This is a genomic window from Micromonospora sp. WMMD1082, from assembly GCF_029626175.1.
Classification (GTDB): Bacteria; Actinomycetota; Actinomycetes; order Mycobacteriales; family Micromonosporaceae; genus Micromonospora.
The window spans coordinates 173076-191390 of sequence record NZ_JARUBM010000002.1 but is presented as its reverse complement, the minus strand read 5'-3'; the positions used below and the strand labels follow the sequence as shown (position 1 = coordinate 191390).

General features: G+C 71.9%; 17 protein-coding genes and 1 pseudogene. 11 read left to right on the top strand and 7 right to left on the bottom strand.

Annotated elements, in window-relative coordinates; genetic code table 11:
- Nucleotides 1–36: 36 nt before the first annotated feature.
- The 6 genes from rimO to O7615_RS00930 all read left to right on the top strand — a co-directional run bounded on the left by rimO (nt 37) and on the right by O7615_RS00930 (nt 5331).
- Nucleotides 37–1524 carry a 30S ribosomal protein S12 methylthiotransferase RimO gene (rimO, locus tag O7615_RS00955; protein ID WP_278175209.1) on the top strand — a complete coding sequence of 496 codons (1488 nt, stop codon included), beginning with the start codon at nt 37–39 and terminating at the stop codon, nt 1522–1524.
- 131 nt (nt 1525–1655) lie between these two features.
- Nucleotides 1656–2234, top strand: coding sequence for a CDP-diacylglycerol--glycerol-3-phosphate 3-phosphatidyltransferase (gene pgsA, locus O7615_RS00950; protein ID WP_278181932.1), 579 nt, complete (start codon nt 1656–1658; stop codon nt 2232–2234).
- Between the two features lie 70 nt (nt 2235–2304).
- The gene (locus O7615_RS00945; protein WP_278175208.1) at nt 2305–2814 is read left to right on the top strand and encodes a CinA family protein; all 510 of its coding nucleotides are present in this window, start codon (nt 2305–2307) and stop codon (nt 2812–2814) included.
- A gap of 216 nt (nt 2815–3030) precedes the next feature.
- Nucleotides 3031–3492: a helix-turn-helix transcriptional regulator gene (locus O7615_RS00940; RefSeq protein WP_278175207.1), complete on the top strand. Its 462-nt coding sequence runs from the start codon at nt 3031–3033 to the stop codon at nt 3490–3492.
- Nucleotides 3493–3664: 172 nt separating this feature from the next.
- Nucleotides 3665–4528 (top strand): PspA/IM30 family protein, encoded by an 864-nt coding sequence (locus O7615_RS00935; RefSeq protein ID WP_278175206.1) that lies wholly within the window; start codon nt 3665–3667, stop codon nt 4526–4528.
- Between the two features lie 23 nt (nt 4529–4551).
- The gene (locus O7615_RS00930) at nt 4552–5331 is read left to right on the top strand and encodes a hypothetical protein (protein ID WP_278175205.1); all 780 of its coding nucleotides are present in this window, start codon (nt 4552–4554) and stop codon (nt 5329–5331) included.
- A 105-nt stretch (nt 5332–5436) separates the two neighbouring features.
- Here O7615_RS00930 and O7615_RS00925 read toward each other — a convergent pair whose 3' ends face one another.
- From O7615_RS00925 to O7615_RS00900, 6 genes and pseudogenes are all read right to left on the bottom strand, one after another.
- The gene (locus O7615_RS00925; protein ID WP_278175203.1) at nt 5437–5916 is read right to left on the bottom strand and encodes a hypothetical protein; all 480 of its coding nucleotides are present in this window, start codon (nt 5914–5916) and stop codon (nt 5437–5439) included.
- Between the two features lie 124 nt (nt 5917–6040).
- Nucleotides 6041–7315 (bottom strand): hypothetical protein, encoded by a 1275-nt coding sequence (locus tag O7615_RS00920; RefSeq protein WP_278175202.1) that lies wholly within the window; start codon nt 7313–7315, stop codon nt 6041–6043.
- Between the two features lie 563 nt (nt 7316–7878).
- A complete protein-coding gene (locus tag O7615_RS00915; RefSeq protein ID WP_278175201.1) occupies nt 7879–8424 on the bottom strand; it encodes a GNAT family protein in 546 nt (181 codons plus the stop codon).
- A gap of 14 nt (nt 8425–8438) precedes the next feature.
- Nucleotides 8439–9161, bottom strand: coding sequence for a hypothetical protein (locus O7615_RS00910; RefSeq protein ID WP_278175200.1), 723 nt, complete (start codon nt 9159–9161; stop codon nt 8439–8441).
- 172 nt (nt 9162–9333) lie between these two features.
- Complete coding sequence (locus tag O7615_RS00905; protein WP_278175199.1) at nt 9334–13071, bottom strand: hypothetical protein; 3738 nt, start codon at nt 13069–13071, stop codon at nt 9334–9336.
- Between the two features lie 270 nt (nt 13072–13341).
- Nucleotides 13342–13647 (bottom strand): annotated as a pseudogene (locus tag O7615_RS00900) (zinc finger domain-containing protein); the annotation flags it as partial.
- 103 nt (nt 13648–13750) lie between these two features.
- Here O7615_RS00900 and O7615_RS00895 point away from each other — a divergent pair.
- From O7615_RS00895 to O7615_RS00875, 5 genes are all read left to right on the top strand, one after another.
- A complete protein-coding gene (locus O7615_RS00895) occupies nt 13751–14302 on the top strand; it encodes a hypothetical protein (RefSeq protein WP_278175198.1) in 552 nt (183 codons plus the stop codon).
- The gene (locus O7615_RS00890; RefSeq protein WP_278175197.1) at nt 14299–14874 is read left to right on the top strand and encodes a helix-turn-helix domain-containing protein; all 576 of its coding nucleotides are present in this window, start codon (nt 14299–14301) and stop codon (nt 14872–14874) included. Before O7615_RS00895 ends, O7615_RS00890 begins: the two co-directional genes overlap by 4 nt.
- Nucleotides 14871–15200, top strand: a complete 330-nt coding sequence (locus O7615_RS00885) for a hypothetical protein (protein ID WP_278175196.1) — start codon at nt 14871–14873, stop codon at nt 15198–15200. Before O7615_RS00890 ends, O7615_RS00885 begins: the two co-directional genes overlap by 4 nt.
- Nucleotides 15197–16048, top strand: a complete 852-nt coding sequence (locus tag O7615_RS00880; RefSeq protein WP_278175194.1) for an ABC transporter permease — start codon at nt 15197–15199, stop codon at nt 16046–16048. Before O7615_RS00885 ends, O7615_RS00880 begins: the two co-directional genes overlap by 4 nt.
- A gap of 74 nt (nt 16049–16122) precedes the next feature.
- Complete coding sequence (locus O7615_RS00875; RefSeq protein ID WP_278175193.1) at nt 16123–17877, top strand: type IV secretory system conjugative DNA transfer family protein; 1755 nt, start codon at nt 16123–16125, stop codon at nt 17875–17877.
- Here the strand turns inward: O7615_RS00875 and O7615_RS00870 are convergent.
- Nucleotides 17861–18220 carry a hypothetical protein gene (locus tag O7615_RS00870; protein WP_278175192.1) on the bottom strand — a complete coding sequence of 120 codons (360 nt, stop codon included), beginning with the start codon at nt 18218–18220 and terminating at the stop codon, nt 17861–17863. The genes O7615_RS00875 and O7615_RS00870 overlap by 17 nt on opposite strands.
- Nucleotides 18221–18315 lie beyond the last annotated feature (95 nt).

The window sequence follows — 18315 nt, the reverse complement described above, 5'->3', positions numbered from 1 at the left end:
GTCGCCGGGTCGGGGATCGCCGCCCGGTACCCTCGGATGGTGTCTGCCACCTCCCCTTACGACTCCGACGGCCGCCGGGTCGCCCTGCTGACCCTGGGCTGCGCCCGCAACGAGGTCGATTCGGAGGAACTGGCCGCCCGCCTGCACGCCGAGGGCTGGCAGGTGACGACCGACGGCGAGGGCGCCGACGTGGTGGTCGTCAACACCTGCGGGTTCGTGGAGAAGGCCAAGCAGGACTCCATCCAGACGCTGCTCGCCGCCGCCGACACCGGCGCGAAGGTGGTCGCCGCCGGCTGCATGGCCGAGCGGTACGGCCGGGAGCTGGCCGACAGCCTCCCCGAGGCCCAGGCGGTGCTCAGCTTCGACGACTACCCGGATATCGCCGCCCGGTTGGACGCGGTCGTCGCCGGCCGGGAGTTCGCCGCGCACACCCCGCGTGACCGGCGAGAGCTGCTGCCGCTGACTCCGGTCGCCCGCCGCGCCAGCGCGGTGTCGCTGCCCGGGCACGGCCGGAGCGCCGACGTCGACGAGCACACCCCCGCCCACCTGCGTACGGTGCTGCGCCGCCGGCTCGACAGCGGGCCGGTCGCCTCGCTCAAGCTGGCCAGCGGCTGCGACCGGCGGTGCGCGTTCTGCGCCATCCCCGCGTTCCGGGGCGCCTTCGTCTCCCGTACCCCGGACGAGCTGCTCGCCGAGGCCGAGTGGCTGGCCAAGAGCGGCGTCCGGGAGCTGGTCCTGGTCAGCGAGAACTCCACCTCGTACGGCAAGGATCTGGGCGACCCGCGCGCGCTGGAGAAGCTGCTGCCGCAGCTCGCCGCCGTCGACGGCATCGTCCGGGTACGGGCCAGCTACCTCCAGCCGGCCGAGACGCGACCCGGGCTGGTCGAGGCGATCGCCACCACGCCCGGCGTGGCCCCCTACTTCGACCTGTCGTTCCAGCACTCCAGCGAGCCGGTGCTGCGCCGGATGCGCCGTTTCGGCTCCACCGACCGTTTCCTGGAGCTGCTGGCCGCCGCGCGGCAGCTGGCGCCTGCGGCCGGGGCGCGGAGCAACTTCATCGTCGGATTCCCCGGCGAGACCCGGGCCGACGTCGACGAACTGGTCCGCTTCCTCACCGAGGCCCGGCTCGACGCGATCGGCGTCTTCGACTACAGCGACGAGGACGGCACCGAGGCCGCCGGGCTGCCGGGCAAGGTCTCCGCCGCCACCATCAAGCGCCGGTACGACAAGCTCAGCGCGCTCGCCGACGAGCTGTGCTCGCAGCGCGCCGAGGACCGCCTCGGCTCGACGGTCGAGGTGCTGGTCGACTCCGTCGACGGCGACGTGGTGGAGGGGCGGGCCGCGCACCAGGCGCCGGAGGTGGACGGCTCGACCACGCTGGTCGCCCCGGACGGTGGCGGTGTCGATCTCGCCGCGCTACGCCCGGGTGACCTGGTCCGGGCCACGGTGGCCGGCACCGAGGGCGTGGACCTGGTCGCGGTGCCGGATGAGATGATCTCGGCCGCGCCCGGCGCGGCACGGTGACGGTGGGCCGGGACGAGGCGGAGGAGTCACGAGGTGCGGTGCCGGGTGCGACACCGGAGTGGAGTGGGCAGGTGACCGGGGCGACGGAGTCGACCCCGGTGCCGGTGCCGGCTCCGGTGGCCCCGGTCCCGATGGCGGCTCCGGTGCCGGTGGCGGCCCGGGTGCCCGTGGTCAACGCCGCCAACGCCCTGACCGCGCTGCGGCTGGTGCTCGTGCCGGTCTTCGCCGCCTCGGTGGTCGTCTCCGGCATGACACAGCCCGGGTGGCAGATCATCGCCTGCCTGATCTTCGCGGTCGCCTCGGCGACGGACCTGGTCGACGGCTGGATCGCCCGCCGCTTCGGGCTCATCACCGCGGTCGGCAAGGTGGCCGACCCGATCGCCGACAAGGCGCTCACCGGCGCCGCCCTGCTGCTGCTCTCCTGGTACGACCGGTTGCCGTGGTGGGTGACGGTGGTCATCCTGGCGCGCGAGCTGGGCATCACGGCGCTGCGCTTCTGGGTGATCCGACGTGGTGTGATCGCCGCGAGCCGGGGTGGGAAGATCAAGACGGCGCTCCAGATACTGGCCATCACCTGGTACCTCTGGCCGATGCCGGCGGCCCTCGCCACGGTCGGCCCCTGGATCATGGGTGCCGCGGTGGCGGTCACCCTCGTCACGGGCTTCGACTACATCGCCCAGGCGCTACGCCTACGCCGCACCCGCCGCTGAACTGAGCGCGGGCTGGGCCCGACGGCGTTGCGGTGCGTAGGCCGCTCGGAAGCCGGGAAGGATGCAGATCATGGGTGTGCGAGAGGCCGATGGGGCGATGGGCAGCGCGGCGGCCGGGGTGGTGCATCTCCTCGCCGAGCGGCGGGAGACGGTCGCCACCGTCGAATCGCTCACCGGGGGCCTGCTGGCCGCCACGCTCGTGGAGATCGCCGGGGCGAGCGCCGTCTACCGGGGCGGGCTGGTGGTCTACGCCACCGAGTTGAAGGAGCAACTGGCCGGCGTACCGGCGGAACTGCTGGCCGAGCGCGGACCGGTCGATGCCGACGTGGCGGCCGCGCTCGCCGAGGGCGGGCGGCGGCGCTGCGGGGCCGACTGGAGCCTGGCCGCCACCGGGGTGGCCGGCCCGGAACAGCAGGACGGCAAGCCGGTCGGCCTGGTCTTCGTCGCGGTCGCCGGGCCCGACGGCACCGAGGTACGGCGCCTCGACCTCGACGGGGGCCGCGACAACATCCGCGGGGCGGCGGTCACCGAGGCCCTGCGCCTGCTCACCGGCCACATCCAGCTCCCCGCCGCCCCCTGACCCCCGGTCCCCGGATTGTGGCAGTGCAGGTGGACGACACGCCGGGACGGCGCTACCTGAGGTGCCACGGATCAGCGGCGAGGTGACCGGCGGGGCGGGGCGGGATGTCGTGGCGGCGCGCAGCGGGTACGGTTGCGGGAAAGCTCCGACAGCCGGAGCCGGTGCCGCCACCGGGCCGGACGGCCGGGCGAACTGTGGTCCCTCAGGGGAGGTGCGATGGTCCTGCTACGCCGGGTGATCGGTGACGCACTACGGGCGCGCCGGCAGGGGCAGCACCGCACGCTGCGCGAGGTTTCCTCCGCCGCCAACGTCAGCCTGGGCTACCTCTCCGAGATCGAGCGCGGCCAGAAGGAGCCCTCCAGCGAGCTGCTCGCCGCGATCTGCGACGCGCTGGGCGCCCGCCTCTCCGAGCTGCTGCGCGAGGTCAGCGACACGGTCGCGCTCGCCGAGCAGATGCCGGGCGTGCTGGTGCCGGTGCAGGACGAGTCCGCCGAGTCGACGCCGGTCGGCGCCGCCGCCGTGCACAAGGCCACCGGCCGGGGCGTACGCCAGGTCACCTCGGACGGCTCGGTCGCCGTCTCCGTACGCCAGGACTCCCCGCTCAAGGCGACGCTGCGCAGCGCCCGGGTCCGGCCCGCCGCCGACCGTACCGATCGGGACGTGGTCTGCGCCGCCTGAGCCTCGTGGCCGATGGTCGTGATGGCCGCCGCCGCGTAGGCTTGATCGCGGATGTCCCCTCTCGCCGGTACGGATGCCGCGCTGGCGCCCGGCTGGGACGATGGTTCCACCATCGCCCGTGGCACTCGGGGGTGGGCAGGCGCAGCGACGTGATTGAGGGGATACCGCGGAGATGGCGAACCCGTTCGTCAAGGGGTGGAAATACCTGATGGCGCTCTTCGGCGCCCGGCTCGACGAGCACGCCGACCCGAAGGTGCAGCTCCAGCAGGCCATCGACGAGGCGCACCGGCAGCACCAGGCGCTCGTGCAGCAGGCCGCCGCGGTGATCGGCAACCAGCGTCAGCTGGAGATGAAGCTGTCCCGGCAGATGTCCGACGTCGAGCGGTTGCAGTCCAACGCCCGCCAGGCGCTGGTGCTCGCCGACCAGGCCCGGGCCAAGGGCGACGAGACCGAGGCCGGGCGCTACGAGCAGTCCGCGCAGACCCTGGCCACCCAGTTGGTCTCCGCCGAGCAGGCCGCCGAGGATCTGAAGACGCTGCACGACCAGGCGCTCGGCGCCGCCGGCCAGGCCCGCCGCGCGGTCGAGAACAACTCCATGATCCTCCAGCAGAAGCTCGCCGAGCGCGCCAAGCTGCTCAGCCAGCTGGAGCAGGCCAAGATGCAGGAGAGCGTGGCCGCCTCGCTGGAGTCCATGTCGGCGCTCACCGCCCCCGGCAGCACCCCCACCCTGGACGAGGTCCGCGACCGCATCGAGCGCCGCTACGCCAACGCGATGGGCCGTGCGGAACTCGCCGGCAACTCGGCCGAGGGCCGGATGCTGGAGATCCAGAAGGCCACCCTAGACACGGCCGGCTCCGCCCGGCTGGACCAGATCCGCGCCAGCATGGCCGGCGAGCAACTGGGCGCCGAGCCCGAGCGCGGCGCCGTGGCCGGTCAGCAGCCCGCGTCGGCCGACCCGGCGGTCGCCCGACTCGACGAGATCCGCGCCAGCATGAGCCGCGACCGCGGCACCGGCGACACGAGCGCCGCCGGCTGACCGGAGGAGTCGAGGAGGCCACGGTGGCAGACGAGCGCACCCGCTACTTCCGGCAGCTGAGCAAGCTGCGGCGCTCCGCTCGGCGCTGGAGCGTACTGGCCGGCGGGCTCGGCGGCGCCACCGTCATCCTGACCCCGTACGCCGGGCTCGGCCTCGCCGACGCCTTCTGGGCCGCCGCCGCCGGCGCCTCCATCGCCCTGGCCTCGTGGCGCTGGATCGACCTGCGCGCCCTGGCCGCCCAGCCCGCCCCACCCGCCCTCGACCCGGCCCAGGCCGCCGCCCGCTCCCGGGCCCGCCTGGTCGCCGCCGTGGAACGACTGCCCGCCGGGGCCGGCGTGGTCGCCGAGGTACGCCGAGCCCGCTCCCGCAGCGCGCTACGCGGCACCAGCGCCGCCCAACCCTGGGATCGGCTGGACCGGGCCGCCTCGACCATGGCATCGATGTCGGGCCGCCTGACCGGCCTCGCCGAGCCGGCCGTGGCCGAGGCCTCAGCGGCCGAGGCGTCGTTGCGCGAGCTGGCCAACCGGGTGGTCAGCGTGGAACGGGCGGTACAGATCGCACCGGCCGACGCCCGTGAGCCGCTGGCCGAGGCGCACTGGGCGCTGACTGGGCAGTTGGAGGCGGGTGTCGGGGCGTACGAGCGGCTGGTGGTGGCTGCCGCTGGCTACCTGGCCGAGGAGTACCGCCCGGAGACCGAACACCCGGCGGCGGCGCGACTGACCGAGGCGACGGACCTGCTGCACGGGTTCGCGTCGGCGCTGTCGGAACTGCGCGCAGTAGGCCGCCCCACCGCCACTCCCTGACCGCCCGGTCCGCGGCAGAGCCGTCACGACTTGCGGCAACTCGGGCCATCACGCCCGACGGGAGGGCCCCACTTGCCGCATCTCGTGACCCGTGCGGTGTCGCGATCAGTCGTAGCGACGTTGCGGTAGCTCCATGTGCAGGTGAGGGGTATCTCGTGAGGTTGGCGGGAGCAGTGAGGCGGGTTTGGTGGTGGTGACAACTGCGTCTGTCTCGTATTCCTCCTCCAACCAGGCCGCAGCGTGCACTGGATCGGAGGTGTGTACCTCGACAGCGCTGCCGTCGGGTGGGATGTCGATTGAGTGGATGACGATGCCCCGCTCGCGCCACCGCACCAGGTCGCGAGCGATCTGGTCTCGCAGGCCCTGAAGCTCCCGTCTGGAATGACGGGCATCCTTGACCGTTACGGTGACCTCCGGAAAGGCCAGCTCCACCAAATGGCGAAGCTCAGGCGCGGGTCGCGTGTAGATCACTACATTATTCTTGCCGTCCGCACCCAGGGAGACTCCGGCGAACTGCTCGGGATATCTTTCAGCACAGAACTTCTCAATCTGGAGAAGCTTTGCCTTCGCTGCGTTATCGGTCATAACCACTCTCGCTAAATACTGATAGTGGACGACGCAATGGATTTGTCCGTTCAGATGGGGCTGCCGGACGCCGCCTCAGTGGAAATGGATCCTTCGCGTCATTGCTTGCCGCTGGCTGGCGACGTCAGCCACCCGTCAGCACTACGGCATTGTAATGGCCCACCACGTGCGACATCTGAGAAAAGTATATCCGCCACGAGCAGATCCGGGTTCCGGTGACGCCGGTACATTCCGTCCGTGTGTTCAGTACGTCTCCTGCGGACACCAGCCCACGTGCCGTAACCCGGCCGTTGGCGTTTCTCGTGTATACCGGGCCGCCACTGTCGCCCTGCCCGGCGGCGCTTCGCAGCTGCACCTGTTCGCCTTCTGCCTGCTCATAGATCGTGCCGTTCTCGGTCAGGATGTCGACATCGGTGTTGGTGATCTCGATATCGCATCGCTCACCCGAGAATGCTCCCGACGTGCAGACAAAGAGGTTGCCAACGTAGTTGTTCGCCCATCCGCTGACGCTGGCAAAGGTCTCGCCTTGGCCAGTGTCGCCGGTATAGATGTAGCCTTGTGAGCCTCCGGCCGCGCCAGTGCCGATGGCCGTTGTGTCACGATCCCAGTCGTAGTCGTTGGCAACGCCCAACTCGGCACCACCCCAAGACCAGAAACGCGTTGATGTCAACGGGTCGGTTTTGCAGTGGTTGGAGGTTAACGTGAACTGAAAACGGGTGTCATAGCTTCTGGCAATTCCGAACCCGCTGGAGCAGAGGTGACCGTCGCGGTTCTCGATGACGGCGCCGCCCCAGAAGGGCGCTGTGTCGTTCCAGCGCCCGATGAAGGGTTCCGGAGCGGCGGCTCGGTGCGTGAAAACGATGCGGACATCGCTCAAGAATGCTGTGGATCGTCGGGAGGCGTCCAGATCGGAAGTGCTGACCTCAATCCCGGATCCATCGGGCAGCACTTTAACCATCGAAACCCCCGAGGCGCGCACCCGCGCTGACGAAGATATTTGTCGAGCGGCCTCTTTCAACTGCTTTCGCGTATGGGAAGCAGGCGCGAGGTGAAACTTGGCGCTGTCTGCTGCCTCGCTGGCCATGGTGGAGATTTCCTCAGGGACGTCACCATGCCAGTAAACGAATATTTCATTGGTCATTGGCGATACTCGGATGCCGCCCAAGCCGGAGCCGCCATTCTGTTGCGAAAAGCCAGCAACCTTATCCGCCCAAGCGTTGAGTGTGTCCTGTCGAGCCATCAGGATTCTAGCCTCTGGCGATGGTTCTGCCTCGCGCGGAATATCCCCCTTTATAAGTGCCGGATATTCGGCCGGCGAGAGTAAGAGACTGGCGCCCGCAGGTACCGGCGCGCTGACGGGAGCCAGCACAAAAGCCGGTATCGCGGCGACCATCACCATCGCCAAGGACCGACGAGTCGGCCGCAGATTGTACGGTCTCAAGTCTCAGCTACCTTCTCTAGATGTCAGCATGGCCAACGTTGACTATAAAATCGAAACGATTTGACGTCAGTGAATTAGGTTTGATGTCGTTACGAACATTCGGTGAAGCCGGGTTTGCAAATCATTGAATATGGCCCAATGTCCTTGAATAAGGCATTTAAGAAGCACCTGGCTTTGGTGGCGGCAAGGTGGTGCCGCCGGTTCGGACGCGGCCAGTTCGGGGGCAGTTGATCGATGTGTTCGCGCATGTGTTCGATGCGTGGGGTTCGGGCGGAGTTGCTGCTCAAGGGCATGGTGATCCATGAACGTCTGCCGAGCCTCACCGGAGGCACTGCTCCTGTGCGCCATCACAGTCCCGGTCCTGTCGTCGAACGTGAAGGCTCGGGCTTCTTCGCATGTCGCGCCCGTCGGTGGGGCTGAAACCGACGCTGGCGGCCGAAGGCGCGGCGGCGAGCCAGCAGGGCCCGGCGCTGGTTCGGCGGCGCGAGTGGCCTGCGAAGCGGGCGCCGGGCAAAGCACGATCAGCCAGGGGTGGCGGTCCACTCCGGAGCGAGGATGGAGTAGAGCAGTGAGTCGCGCCAGGCGCCGTTGGTAAAGACGTGGTCGCGGAGGCGGCCTTCGTACTGCATACCGAGTCGTTTGACTACGGCAACGGACGCGGCGTTGTCGGGGCCGATGGCGGCGGTGATGCGGTGGAGCCGCAGCTCCTGGAAGCCATAGCCGATGAGCGTGCGGGTGGCGTCGGTGGCGTAGCCGTGGCCCCAGTGGTCGGCGTGGATGGCGTAGCCGAGTTTGGCGGCTTGGTGGCCGGTGAGTCCGAGGCGGGCGAAGCCGATCATGCGGTCTTCCGTGTCGGCTACGGCTAGGTAGTACTCGGTGCGTGGTGTGAGCTGTGCCCGGGTGACTGCGCCTTCGATCATGGTGACGGCGGCGGTGTGGTCGCGGCTGTCGAAGGAGAGCCAGTGGGTGACTCGGTCGTCGCCGATGATCGCCAAGGCGTCGGCCGCGTCATCGGGTCGCATTTCGCGGAGGGTGATGACGCGGCCGTGGATGGTGATCGGGTACATGCGCTGATGGTGCCTTATCGGGGTAGGGCGTTGGCGGGGGTGTGGGTGAAGTGTTCGATGCCGTCGATGAGGTCGCGGGCGTCGTTGGCGTGGCCGGCGCGGGTGATGGCTTGGTGGACGCGTCGGACGGAGTGCACGATGCCGTTGATGCGTTGGTCGGCGGGGAGTTCGAGGACGGGTTCGAGGGCGTCTTCGGCGGCGTCGAGTTCGCCGTTGGCGACGCGTGCGATGGGGAGGTTGGTGTGTGAGCCGGCCTGGTCGCCGAAGGCCCATGCGGGGTCATAGCGGTCGGAGTACGCCTGGACGGCTTGTAGTGCGTAGCGCTCGGTGGTGGCGGCTTCGTCGGGGAGCCAGGCGAGGGCGTCGCTGGCGTAGTAGAGGGTGCGGGGCTGGTTGAAGGTGCAGATGCCGCCCATCTCATCCATCTCGTCGGGGCGTACCCGGGACCAGGCGTCCTCGGCCTCGTGGATGGCGGCCTTGGCCTGGTCGGCGTTGCCGAGTGCGGCGTAGGCGCTGGCGGGCAGCCACACGGCGGAGGTGCCGCCGGCTTGGGTGGCGTACTCGCGTCCGGCTTCGGCGTAGCGGACGGCTTCGGCGTACCGGCCGGCCCAGTAGGCGACCAGGGATTGCAGGCCGCGGAGCCAGGCTTGCAGGCCGGGGTGACCGCGGCCGGCCCCGGATACCCGAGCGGGGCGAAAGACACCGGCGCTCGTCATGTTCGCCGCTGAGCCGTCCACGCTCTCAGCTCGACAGGGCCCATCTCCTACCCGGCTAGGCCGGAGCCGACCACGGTCACCGGGTACGGGCGGCGCGTGTCCGACCAGTCTCTGCGTATGCGAATGTGGTGTGACGCCAAGCTCGGCGGTGCCGGCGCCGTGACGACCACGACGGGCCGTGCGGCAGCGACGCTCACTCTGGTGTGGTGATCGGGATGGGGCCGGTGAAGGGGGAGGCACCGACCACGTTGAACGAGCGGACCCGGTAGTGGTAGGTGACGCCCCGGGCCAGGCCGGTGTTGGTGAAACCTCGGCCGGTGACCGTGAAGGTGGCCACCTCCCGGGTGAACGCCGGATCCAGCGCCCGCTCCACGATGAAGCCGGCGCCCTGACCGCCGGGAGAGCCGCCGGGAGAGCCGCCGGGAGAACCGGTGGGGGTGCTGGCGGCCCAGCCCAGGACCACGGTCGCCGTGTCCGGGCCGGGGGCGCTGGTGGCCACGCTCACCGAGGTCGGCGCGCCCGGTGCCGGTGGAGTGGTCACCGTCGCCACCGTCGACCAGGGTGAGGCCGCGCCCAGGTAGGTGGTGCGTACGCGGTAGTAGTACGTCGTGTCGGGGGCGACGGCCGGGTCCAGGTGGTTGTCGCCGACGCTGATGGCGGTGGTGCCCGGCCCGCTGGTGAAGGTCGGGTTGGTGGCCCGCTGCACGTCGATGCCGGTGGCGAAGGAGCGGTTGGTCCAGCGCAGCGCGATCCGCAGCGGCGCGGCGGGCGGGATGGCCGCGGTCAGGCTGGTCGGGCCGGTGAGCTGCACCGATGCGGGGATGCTGTTCGACCAGACGGAGCAGCTGACCGCATTCTCCGCCCGGATGCGGTAGTGGTAGGTGACCCCGGGGGTGACCGTGGCGTCGGTGTAGCGGGTCGCCGTCGCCGCGACGGTGAGCGTGGTCAGTCCGTTGGTGAACGTCGCGTCGGTGGCGCGTTGCAGCAGGTGGCTGGTGGCCGGCGGGCGGCTGCCGTTGCCGGTCCAGGTGAGGGCGATCGCGGGCAGCGCGGTCGCCGATCCGGGGGCCGGGGCGGCGGTGAGCCCGGTCGGCGCCCGGGGCGAGACGCGGACCACCAGCGGCCGGCTCATGCCCTGGTCGCGGTGCCCGGCCGCGCCGCTCGACCAGCCGTACTCCCAGCCCAGGTTCACCAACTGGTTGACCACCGACGCCGGTCGCCCGTCGACGGGGCTGATCGGGGTGGAGCCGACCCGCGCGCCGGCGGGCCGGGCCGGGTCGAGCAGCCGTACGCTGTCGCCGATCTTGAAGGGCAGGATCGGTGCCTCCGGCCGCAGCGCGAGCAGCACGTCCTCGCCCGGATCGACCCGGACAACCTGCTTCCAGCCGAGTTCGCCCGGGTGCGGGGGGCGGATCGTGCCGTCGCGCCCGACCCGGCCGACCACCTGCACGTCCAGCCCGTCGAACCGCACCGGATGGCTCTGCCGGCCCGTTCCGCGTACCCGCCAGAGCTGGCTGCCGTCGCCGGGCGTGCCGACCGCCACGGCCGGATCGCAGACGTGCAGCAGCTCGGTCGCCGGGTCGGTGGGGCCGAGCGGCAGGGTGGCCTCGCCGAGTGGCAGGGCGGCAGTGCCGAGTGGCCCGCCGTGCGGGTGGGCCACGCCGAGGCGGCCGGTGAGCCGGCCGTGCTCGGGCTCGAAGACCTGCCGCACGGCCTTGACCGCCAGCGGCAGGCTCACCGGCCCGCTCCCGCCCGGCGGGGTGAACTCGACGGAGGTGGCGTGCACCGGCACCCGGGTCGGCGCGGTGGTGGTGCCGAAGCAGGGGTCGTAGGCCGGTTGCGGCACGACCGGGGGGCGCTGGCTGGCCGCGTACGCGCCGGGCAGTCGTTCCCGCAGCCGGTCGAGGTCGTACGGCGCCGCCGGGGTGCCGGCCACCCGCAGGCTCAGCAGGGTCCGGGTGTTCGGACCGTACCCGGGGACGGTCGGTGGCGCGCCACCCTCGGCGGTGTGGTCCGGGCCGCCGGTGTGGTGGTCGTAGCGGGGGTCGAGGCAGGGCAGCGGCGCGGGGCAGTCGTTGTAGAGGATCAGGGTGGTGCCGGGGGCGACCGTGGCGAAGTCCACCAGCACGTCGGCCCGCTCACCGGGGGCCAGCAGCAGGGCGTGACCGTCGACGTTGAGCACGGTCGGGTCGCGGCGGTCGTACCGGAAGCCGACCGGCCGGTTCGGGATGACCACCGGCGCCGGCAGCAGGCCGCACTCGTTGCCGATCCGGATCATCTCAGGCCCCAGGGCCGCCGGATCCGGCACGCCACCGGGCCGGCCGTCGGTGGGCCATACCGCCGGCCGGTCCGGCGCGGGGACGGCCTCGACCATCGGCACCTCGCCGGCGTCGGCGTCGGCCAGCCGGCCCTCCGGCGTCCACATCGACGCGTCCGAGGCGGCCCGGTACAGCTGGAGGTTGAGCCACCGGTCGGTGCAGGCGTTGAGGATGCGCCACCGGTAGAGCCGGGGCTCGACGTCCAGGTAGGGGTAGGCGGCGCCGTTGACCAGCACGGTGTCCCCGTACGCGGCGGGCACCGCGCTCGGGTGCGGCACACCCGGGGTCTCCGGCGGCTCGTCCGGGTCGGCGACCGGGTCGTGGTGCGGGTTCGGCACCGCGGCGGCGGGCGCGTCCGGCCCAGGGGCCATCGCGGTACGCGACCACGGCCCGTAGTCCCACCGGCCGGTCGGGTTGATCCCGTCCGGGCGGTAGGGGTTCTGCCGGGGCTGGTAGACGTGCGGGTGCCAGAGGGCGCCCCGGGCGCCCCAGCGGTCCCGGTCCCAGGTCGGGTCCTGGGCGGCGAGCTGGGCGTCGTCGGGTACGAAGGTCTTGTCCTCGAAGACCAGCGGCAACTGCTCGGCCGGCAGCACCCCGTCGGCGACGAGCCGCTCCTGTGCCTCGTCGCTGAGCAGGTAGAGCGCGACCTGACCGGAGTAGACGGTCAGCCGGGACAGCCCGATGGTGTTGTCGTGGAACCAGAGCATCCGTCCGCTCTGGTCGTTGGGGAAGTAGAGGGTGGTGGCGCCCTGCCCCGGGTGGGGCATGTCGGGGACGTGGGTCAGACCGGCGCCGGTCGGGTAGGGCGTGATCTCGCCCGCCGGGGTGATCCACTGCCACGGGTTGCCGGCGCTGATCCAGCCGGTCAGCGCGCCGCACAGGTGCGGCACCGCCCGGTTCTGCGGGTAGGGTGCCGGCCCGTCCAGGGGCCCCCGGCCGGCCCCGGGCACCGTCGGGTCGACCGGCAGGAAGAGATCACCGGCCGGGCCGGCGGGCAGCTGGTTGATGAACTTGATCCGTACCGGCCGACCCCGCCGGGCCAGCACGACCGGGCCGAGGTGCCACGGGTGTCGCGGCGGGGCGACGGTGTTGTGCCCGTCGGTGTCGGTGCCCAGGTTGAGCTGCCGGTAGCCGCGCAGCCGGGTCGCCGGCAGGTCGCGGTGCAGGCGCTGGGCGTACTCCTGTAGGCCGATCTCGTAGTAGTCGCAGCCGGGATGGCTGATCGTGTCCGGCACCGCGACCGGCAGGTGGGCGCCGAGCGGGGTACGCCCCAGCGGGCCCAGGCCGGGCAGCGCGTCGACGAACTTGCGGATCCCGCTGCCGGCCACCACCTCGCCGTCGTCGTCCACGACGGGCAGCGGGCTGTACGCGTGGTTCGGCACCGGGCCGAAGCAGCGGGGCGTCGCCGCCGGGTCCAGGCTCGCGGGCGCCGGCGCACGGGACGGTGCCTGGGCCGGCAGCTGAGCCGGCGCAGGTGCCTGGGATGGCGGAGGTGGCTGGGTCGGTGCCGGCGGCGGGCTGGCCGGGCCGGCATCGTGCGGGCTGGCGTCGTGCGGGCCGGTGCGGACGGCGCGGTCCAGCCAGGTCGACCGGAGTCTGCGGAACACGGCCATGGCTCTCCCGGTGATCGGGCGCGGCGGCCGCCACCCCGACGTGGCGGCCCGGGCGCGCGGTGCTGACGATCCGTGAGCCCTCAACCGCAGCATGCGATGCGCGACGGCCGGTTAGGAAGTCCCCGATCGTGCCGATCTGCCGAGCTGCCGGCGTGTCGGCCGCGCCACTCCGGTCCGGTGGCACGGTCCGGCGGTCCACCGGCTCCGACCTGCCCGGACCGCCGCGTGGAAGATCCACGCTTCGGCCGTCCGGCGACCAGGCCGACGGGCTCAGGCCGGGAGGCTGGGCTGGCAGGTGGGGCACCAGTAGGTGACCCGCTCGCCGAGTTCCTCCTTGCGGATGGCGCTGCCACAGCGTCGGCACGGTTGCGCCCGTCGCCCGTACACGTAGCTGGTCTGGCCGCGCCGCAGCGAACCGGTGGTGCTCTGCGTCCACCGGCCCCGGTTGGCGGCCAGCAGCTTCTGGGCCAGGGTGACCAGGCCGGCGAGGTCGGGCACCTGCCGCACCGGCGTGCGGGGATGGATGCCGCGCAGGAACAGCACCTCGCACTTGTAGAGGTTGCCGACACCGATGGACAAAGTTTTAAACACACACCCCGGCTAGGACTAACGAGGACGGGCCCGGCAGGTGCTGCGAACACCTGTGCTCCGGGCCCTTGATCGCCACTGGAGGCGACCCGTGAGCAATCTACCGTTCACCCTGTCCGGCTGCGACCAGCCGGCGACCATCCGTATCGAGGTCTACTCGGCCGCCGACGGCCGTCTGCACGGCTCGCTTGACGCCGTGGTCTACGCCTGCGACCGGCACGGCATCGAGGCCGTCTCGGCGACCCAGGCGGCCGGACTGACCGCCCACCGCGACCCGGACCCGACCGCCGCCCACGCCATGGGGCGTACCTGCGGGCACGTGTTCGTGTTCCCCACCGGCAGCCTGGCCACCCCCGACCACCCGGCGTGGTGCGACCAGCAGGGCTGCCAGCGGCGGCGGGAGCACTGCTCGCCGGTGGTCGAGGTCGACGGCGTCCACCGCGAGCCGTTGATCATGCACGTGATGCTGATCCAGGCGATCCGGCCCGGTGCCGAGCCGATGCTGTCGATGACCGTCGTCGACGGCGGCGACCGTGCCCCGCGGCCGGTCAGCGAGCACATGATGATGCCGCTGGACCAGGCGGCGGCGTTGACGGACAAGATCCGTGCGCTGATCGACGCCGCGAAGGGTGGCCAGCGGTGAGCCAGCACGTGAAGGCCGCCATGCTGGCCACCAAGGGACTCGGGAAGAACGAACGCGCCGTGGCGGTGGCGATCGCCGCGCACATGAACTCCGCCGGCGACGCGTGGCCGTCGGTGGCCACGATCGCCGACTACGCCGACTGCTCCGAGCGGACCGTTCAGCGGGCCATCGCCCGGCTGATCAACCTCGGTCGGCTCGTGTGGCGGCACGTTACGGGGATCGCTACCCGGGTGTACCGGCTCGTCGTCGACGCCGTCCAGGGGGTGTCACCGGCGGGCCCGGGGGTGCCAAACGGGCGGGCGGGGGTGACAGAAGGGCCGGCCGGGGGTGACACCCAGGATGTCACCCGAAGCAGTGAAGATCATCCGAAGGAGAAGCCGCGCGCTGGCGCGCGGGACTGGCGTCGCTGGATCCCGAAGAGCAAGGCCCGGCCGCCGTACCCCGAGCGGCGCGGTGCGGCCCTGCCGCCGCCGCCCGGCGGGGACCGCTGCCAGCGGCCCGGCCACGTTGGCCAACCCGCCCGCCGATGCATCCCCTGCCTGTCCGAGGCCCTCGCGGGAGGTGCGCGATGAGCCGCCGGACGACGCGGATGCGTACGCCGCTGCCTGCCTGCCGCACCGCCGGCAGCGACCGGCACTACACGTCGGGGGACATCGACGCGGCATTCGACACCGGCTACCGGGCCGGGCAGGCCGACGAGGCCGAACGCCACCGGCAGCGCGACGAGCAGCTGCGCCGGCTCGCTGAGGCCGTCCAGGCGGCCGAGGCCGGCGACCCGTCGCTGCTCGACCAGATGGCCCGCGAGCAGGGCATGACCCCACCCACCCGCGTCGACGCGGCCCAGATGGTCGCCGACATCGAGCGTTGGCTCGGCGACCAGGAAGGACCGACCCGATGACCGCCCCGACCGTGAACGGTGTGAAGTACCCGCAGCCCGTCGACGAGCTGCTGCCGGCCGCCCGCAAGCTCGTCGACGAGCTGGGCGCGGTGCCGTCCCGCAACCGGCTCATGCGGGAGTACCGCATCGGCGCGCCGAAGGCCGTCGAGCTGCTGGCCCGGCTGCGCGCCGACGCTGACGGGAAGGCCCGCACCGCGATGATCAGCCGCGGCGCGCTGCCCGTCGACGACCAGGCCGACGTCGACGAGCCGACGGCGGACCCGTGGCGGTACGCCGAGCCGGTCGCCCCGGACCTGGGTACGGCACCGCCACCGCCCACGCACGGCCCGGCCGTCGACGTCGCCCCGACGCCGCCGGCCGGCGAACCGGTCCCGCAGTCCACGGCCGGTGGTCACCCGGGCACGCCCACCCGCGCCGGCCGGATCCGGCCCGTAGCGGTGTGGCCAGTGGTGCTGCTGGCCCTGCCGGCGTTCGTCGCCGTGTGGTCCGGGTGGGTCGGCCTCGGCGGACTCACCGGGTTCGGCGTGGTGCACCCGCTGCCGGGCATCTGGGACAGCCTGGCCATCAACACCGCGATCACCCTGCCCGTCGGTGTCGAGACGTACGGGGCGTACGCGCTGTACGTGTGGCTGTCCGGGCGGGTGCCGGCCCGGGCACGCCGGTTCGCGAAGTGGTCGGCGCTCGGATCCCTGGCGGTCGGTGCGCTCGGCCAGGTCGCCTACCACCTGCTCGTCGCCGCCGGCGTCCAGTCGGCGCCGTGGTGGATCACCACCGCCGTGTCGGTGCTGCCGGTGGCGGTGCTCGGCATGGGCGCCGCCCTGGCCCACCTCGTACGCGAGGACCACTGACCAGTGCGGGCCCCGGCCATCGCCTCCTACAGCCCGGCCGGGGCCCGCTTCCCCACAGCGGAGGAACACTCAGCATGGCAGAACAGACCATCACCGTGGACGTGGCCCGCCTCCTACGCGAGGTGCGGCGCAAGCACTCGGGCTGGCGGATCACCTACCGGTACCTGTCTGGCCGGCCACTCGACGGCCGCCGCGGCTACCCGTGGCGCCGCCGCGGCCCCGGCCGGCTCGCCGGCTGGCAGCGGCAGGCTTACCGGCTCGGCATCCCCGCCGGCACGGCCCTAACCATGGCGTACCCGGAACCGGTCGCCGCCGGCGTGACCAGCCTGGCCGTCGCGCTGGCATGGCGCGGCCGGCAGAAGTTCGTGCGACGCCGGTTCCACGCCGCGTACATCGCGCCGACCCTCGCCGCCGTCACCGTGCCGCTCGGACAGACCGCCGGCGTGCGGCTGCACGTCGACCCGACGTTGGGCAGTCTCACCCCCCGTCTGGCCCGGCCGCTGTCGCCGGCGGAGGTGGCCGTACGCGCCTGGTACGGGGCGCGGCTGGAGCCGATCGTCCGGTGGCTGCCCGAGCAGCTGCAACGCGGCCTGTGGGCGGCACAGCGGCGGGCCCGGCCGGTCACCGGCAAGCTGGACGTGTTCCGCCGGCCGGCGCCGGCGTACGGGCCGCGCATCGAACTGGCCATCGCCGCCCCGTACCTGACCAAGGAACAGCGGCAACTCGTGTCGTCGATCATCACCAGCAAGATCCCCGTGTCGGGCCTGGTCGAGTCGTGGGACCAGGTCGGCCCGAAGGTGGTCGCCCGGTGGACGGTCCGCGCCCGGCCGCCGGCGAGCGTCGGCCACGAACGCGTCCTCGAGCACCTGCCGCGGCTGGCCGAGTGGGAGTTCTACGTCGGTGACGGCGTCGGCGGCCAGGCCGTCGTCATCAGCCTGCGCGACGACTCCCCGCACATCGCCGTGTCGGCCGGCTCCGGCGCCGGCAAGAGCGTGCTCGCGCAGCTAATCGCCGTTCAGGTCCTCGCCCGCGGCGGCCGCGTCGTCATCCTCGACCGGAAAGGCTCGCATCGGGCGCTGCTCGGCCTGCCCGGCGTCGACTACTGCACCCGGCCCGCGCAGATGCACGACGCGCTGCTGCGCCTGGACGAACTCGCCGACGAACGCAACACCCTGGCGCTACACGAGCCCGAGGATTGGGATCCCGGCGCGCGGACGCTGGTCATCGCCGAGGAGCTGAACGCCACCATCGGCCAGCTGGCCAACTGGTGGGCCGACAACCGGAGCAAGGGCGAACCGAAACGCTCCCCGGCGATCTCCGCTCTGGCCAACCTGCTGTTCATGGGACGGTCCGCGAAGGTGAACGTCATCGCGATCGCGCAAATGCTCACGGCCCGCGCGATCGGCGGGCCCGAGGCACGCGAGAACTTCGGCATCCGCTGTCTGGCCCGCTACACGGCGAACAACTGGAAAATGCTCGTGCCAGAGGCGGCGATGCCGAAAGCGTCACGGACTCTCGGCCGCTGGCAAATCGTCATCGGCGGGCAGTCCACTGAGGTTCAGGTGGCGTACCTCAACAAGGCACAGGTGCAGGCGATCGTCACGCCGGAAGTCCCTGATAGCGCGGTGAGCAGGGATGTCCCCGGGGACGGGGACATGATGACGTTGCGGGACGCGGTCGACCACGGCGTGCTGCCCTGGTCGTACGGTGCGGCGAAGAAACGGTTGCAGCGGCGTGTCGGCACCATTCCGCCGACGCGGGGGAAACGCGGTAACGCCGACCTGTATGCCCGTCAGGACCTCACCGATTGGGTCACCTCAGGGAAGTGACCGGGAAGCACGCTGTAGCCCCGCAGACGCACCGCGTCCACGCCACGAACCGGGTCGTCAACTCGCCCGGATCATCCTGCGGCCGGTCGTCCAACGCCGCTGTCAACAACGCACCCACGTACATCGACAGGCTGACCCGGTCGCGGCCGTAGCGCTCGGCCAACCGGACCCGCGCCGGCGGGCACGGCCACGGCGCGTCGCCGTCGCAGGTGCCGCACGTCCAGGCGGGCCGCAGCGGCGTGTGCTGGTCGTCAAGCCGTGCCGGCAGGGCGTCAACGGCCCGGCCGATCCTGACCGCCTCAGCGGCCATAGCAGCCCGGTACGTGATCGGTCGTTCCCTCACGCCGGCCACCGCCCATTCCGCCGCGCACGCTCCAGCAGAAGCCGCCGCGCGGCCTGCTGCTCGGCCAGCTGGTACCGCCGGCCCGTGCCCGCCGG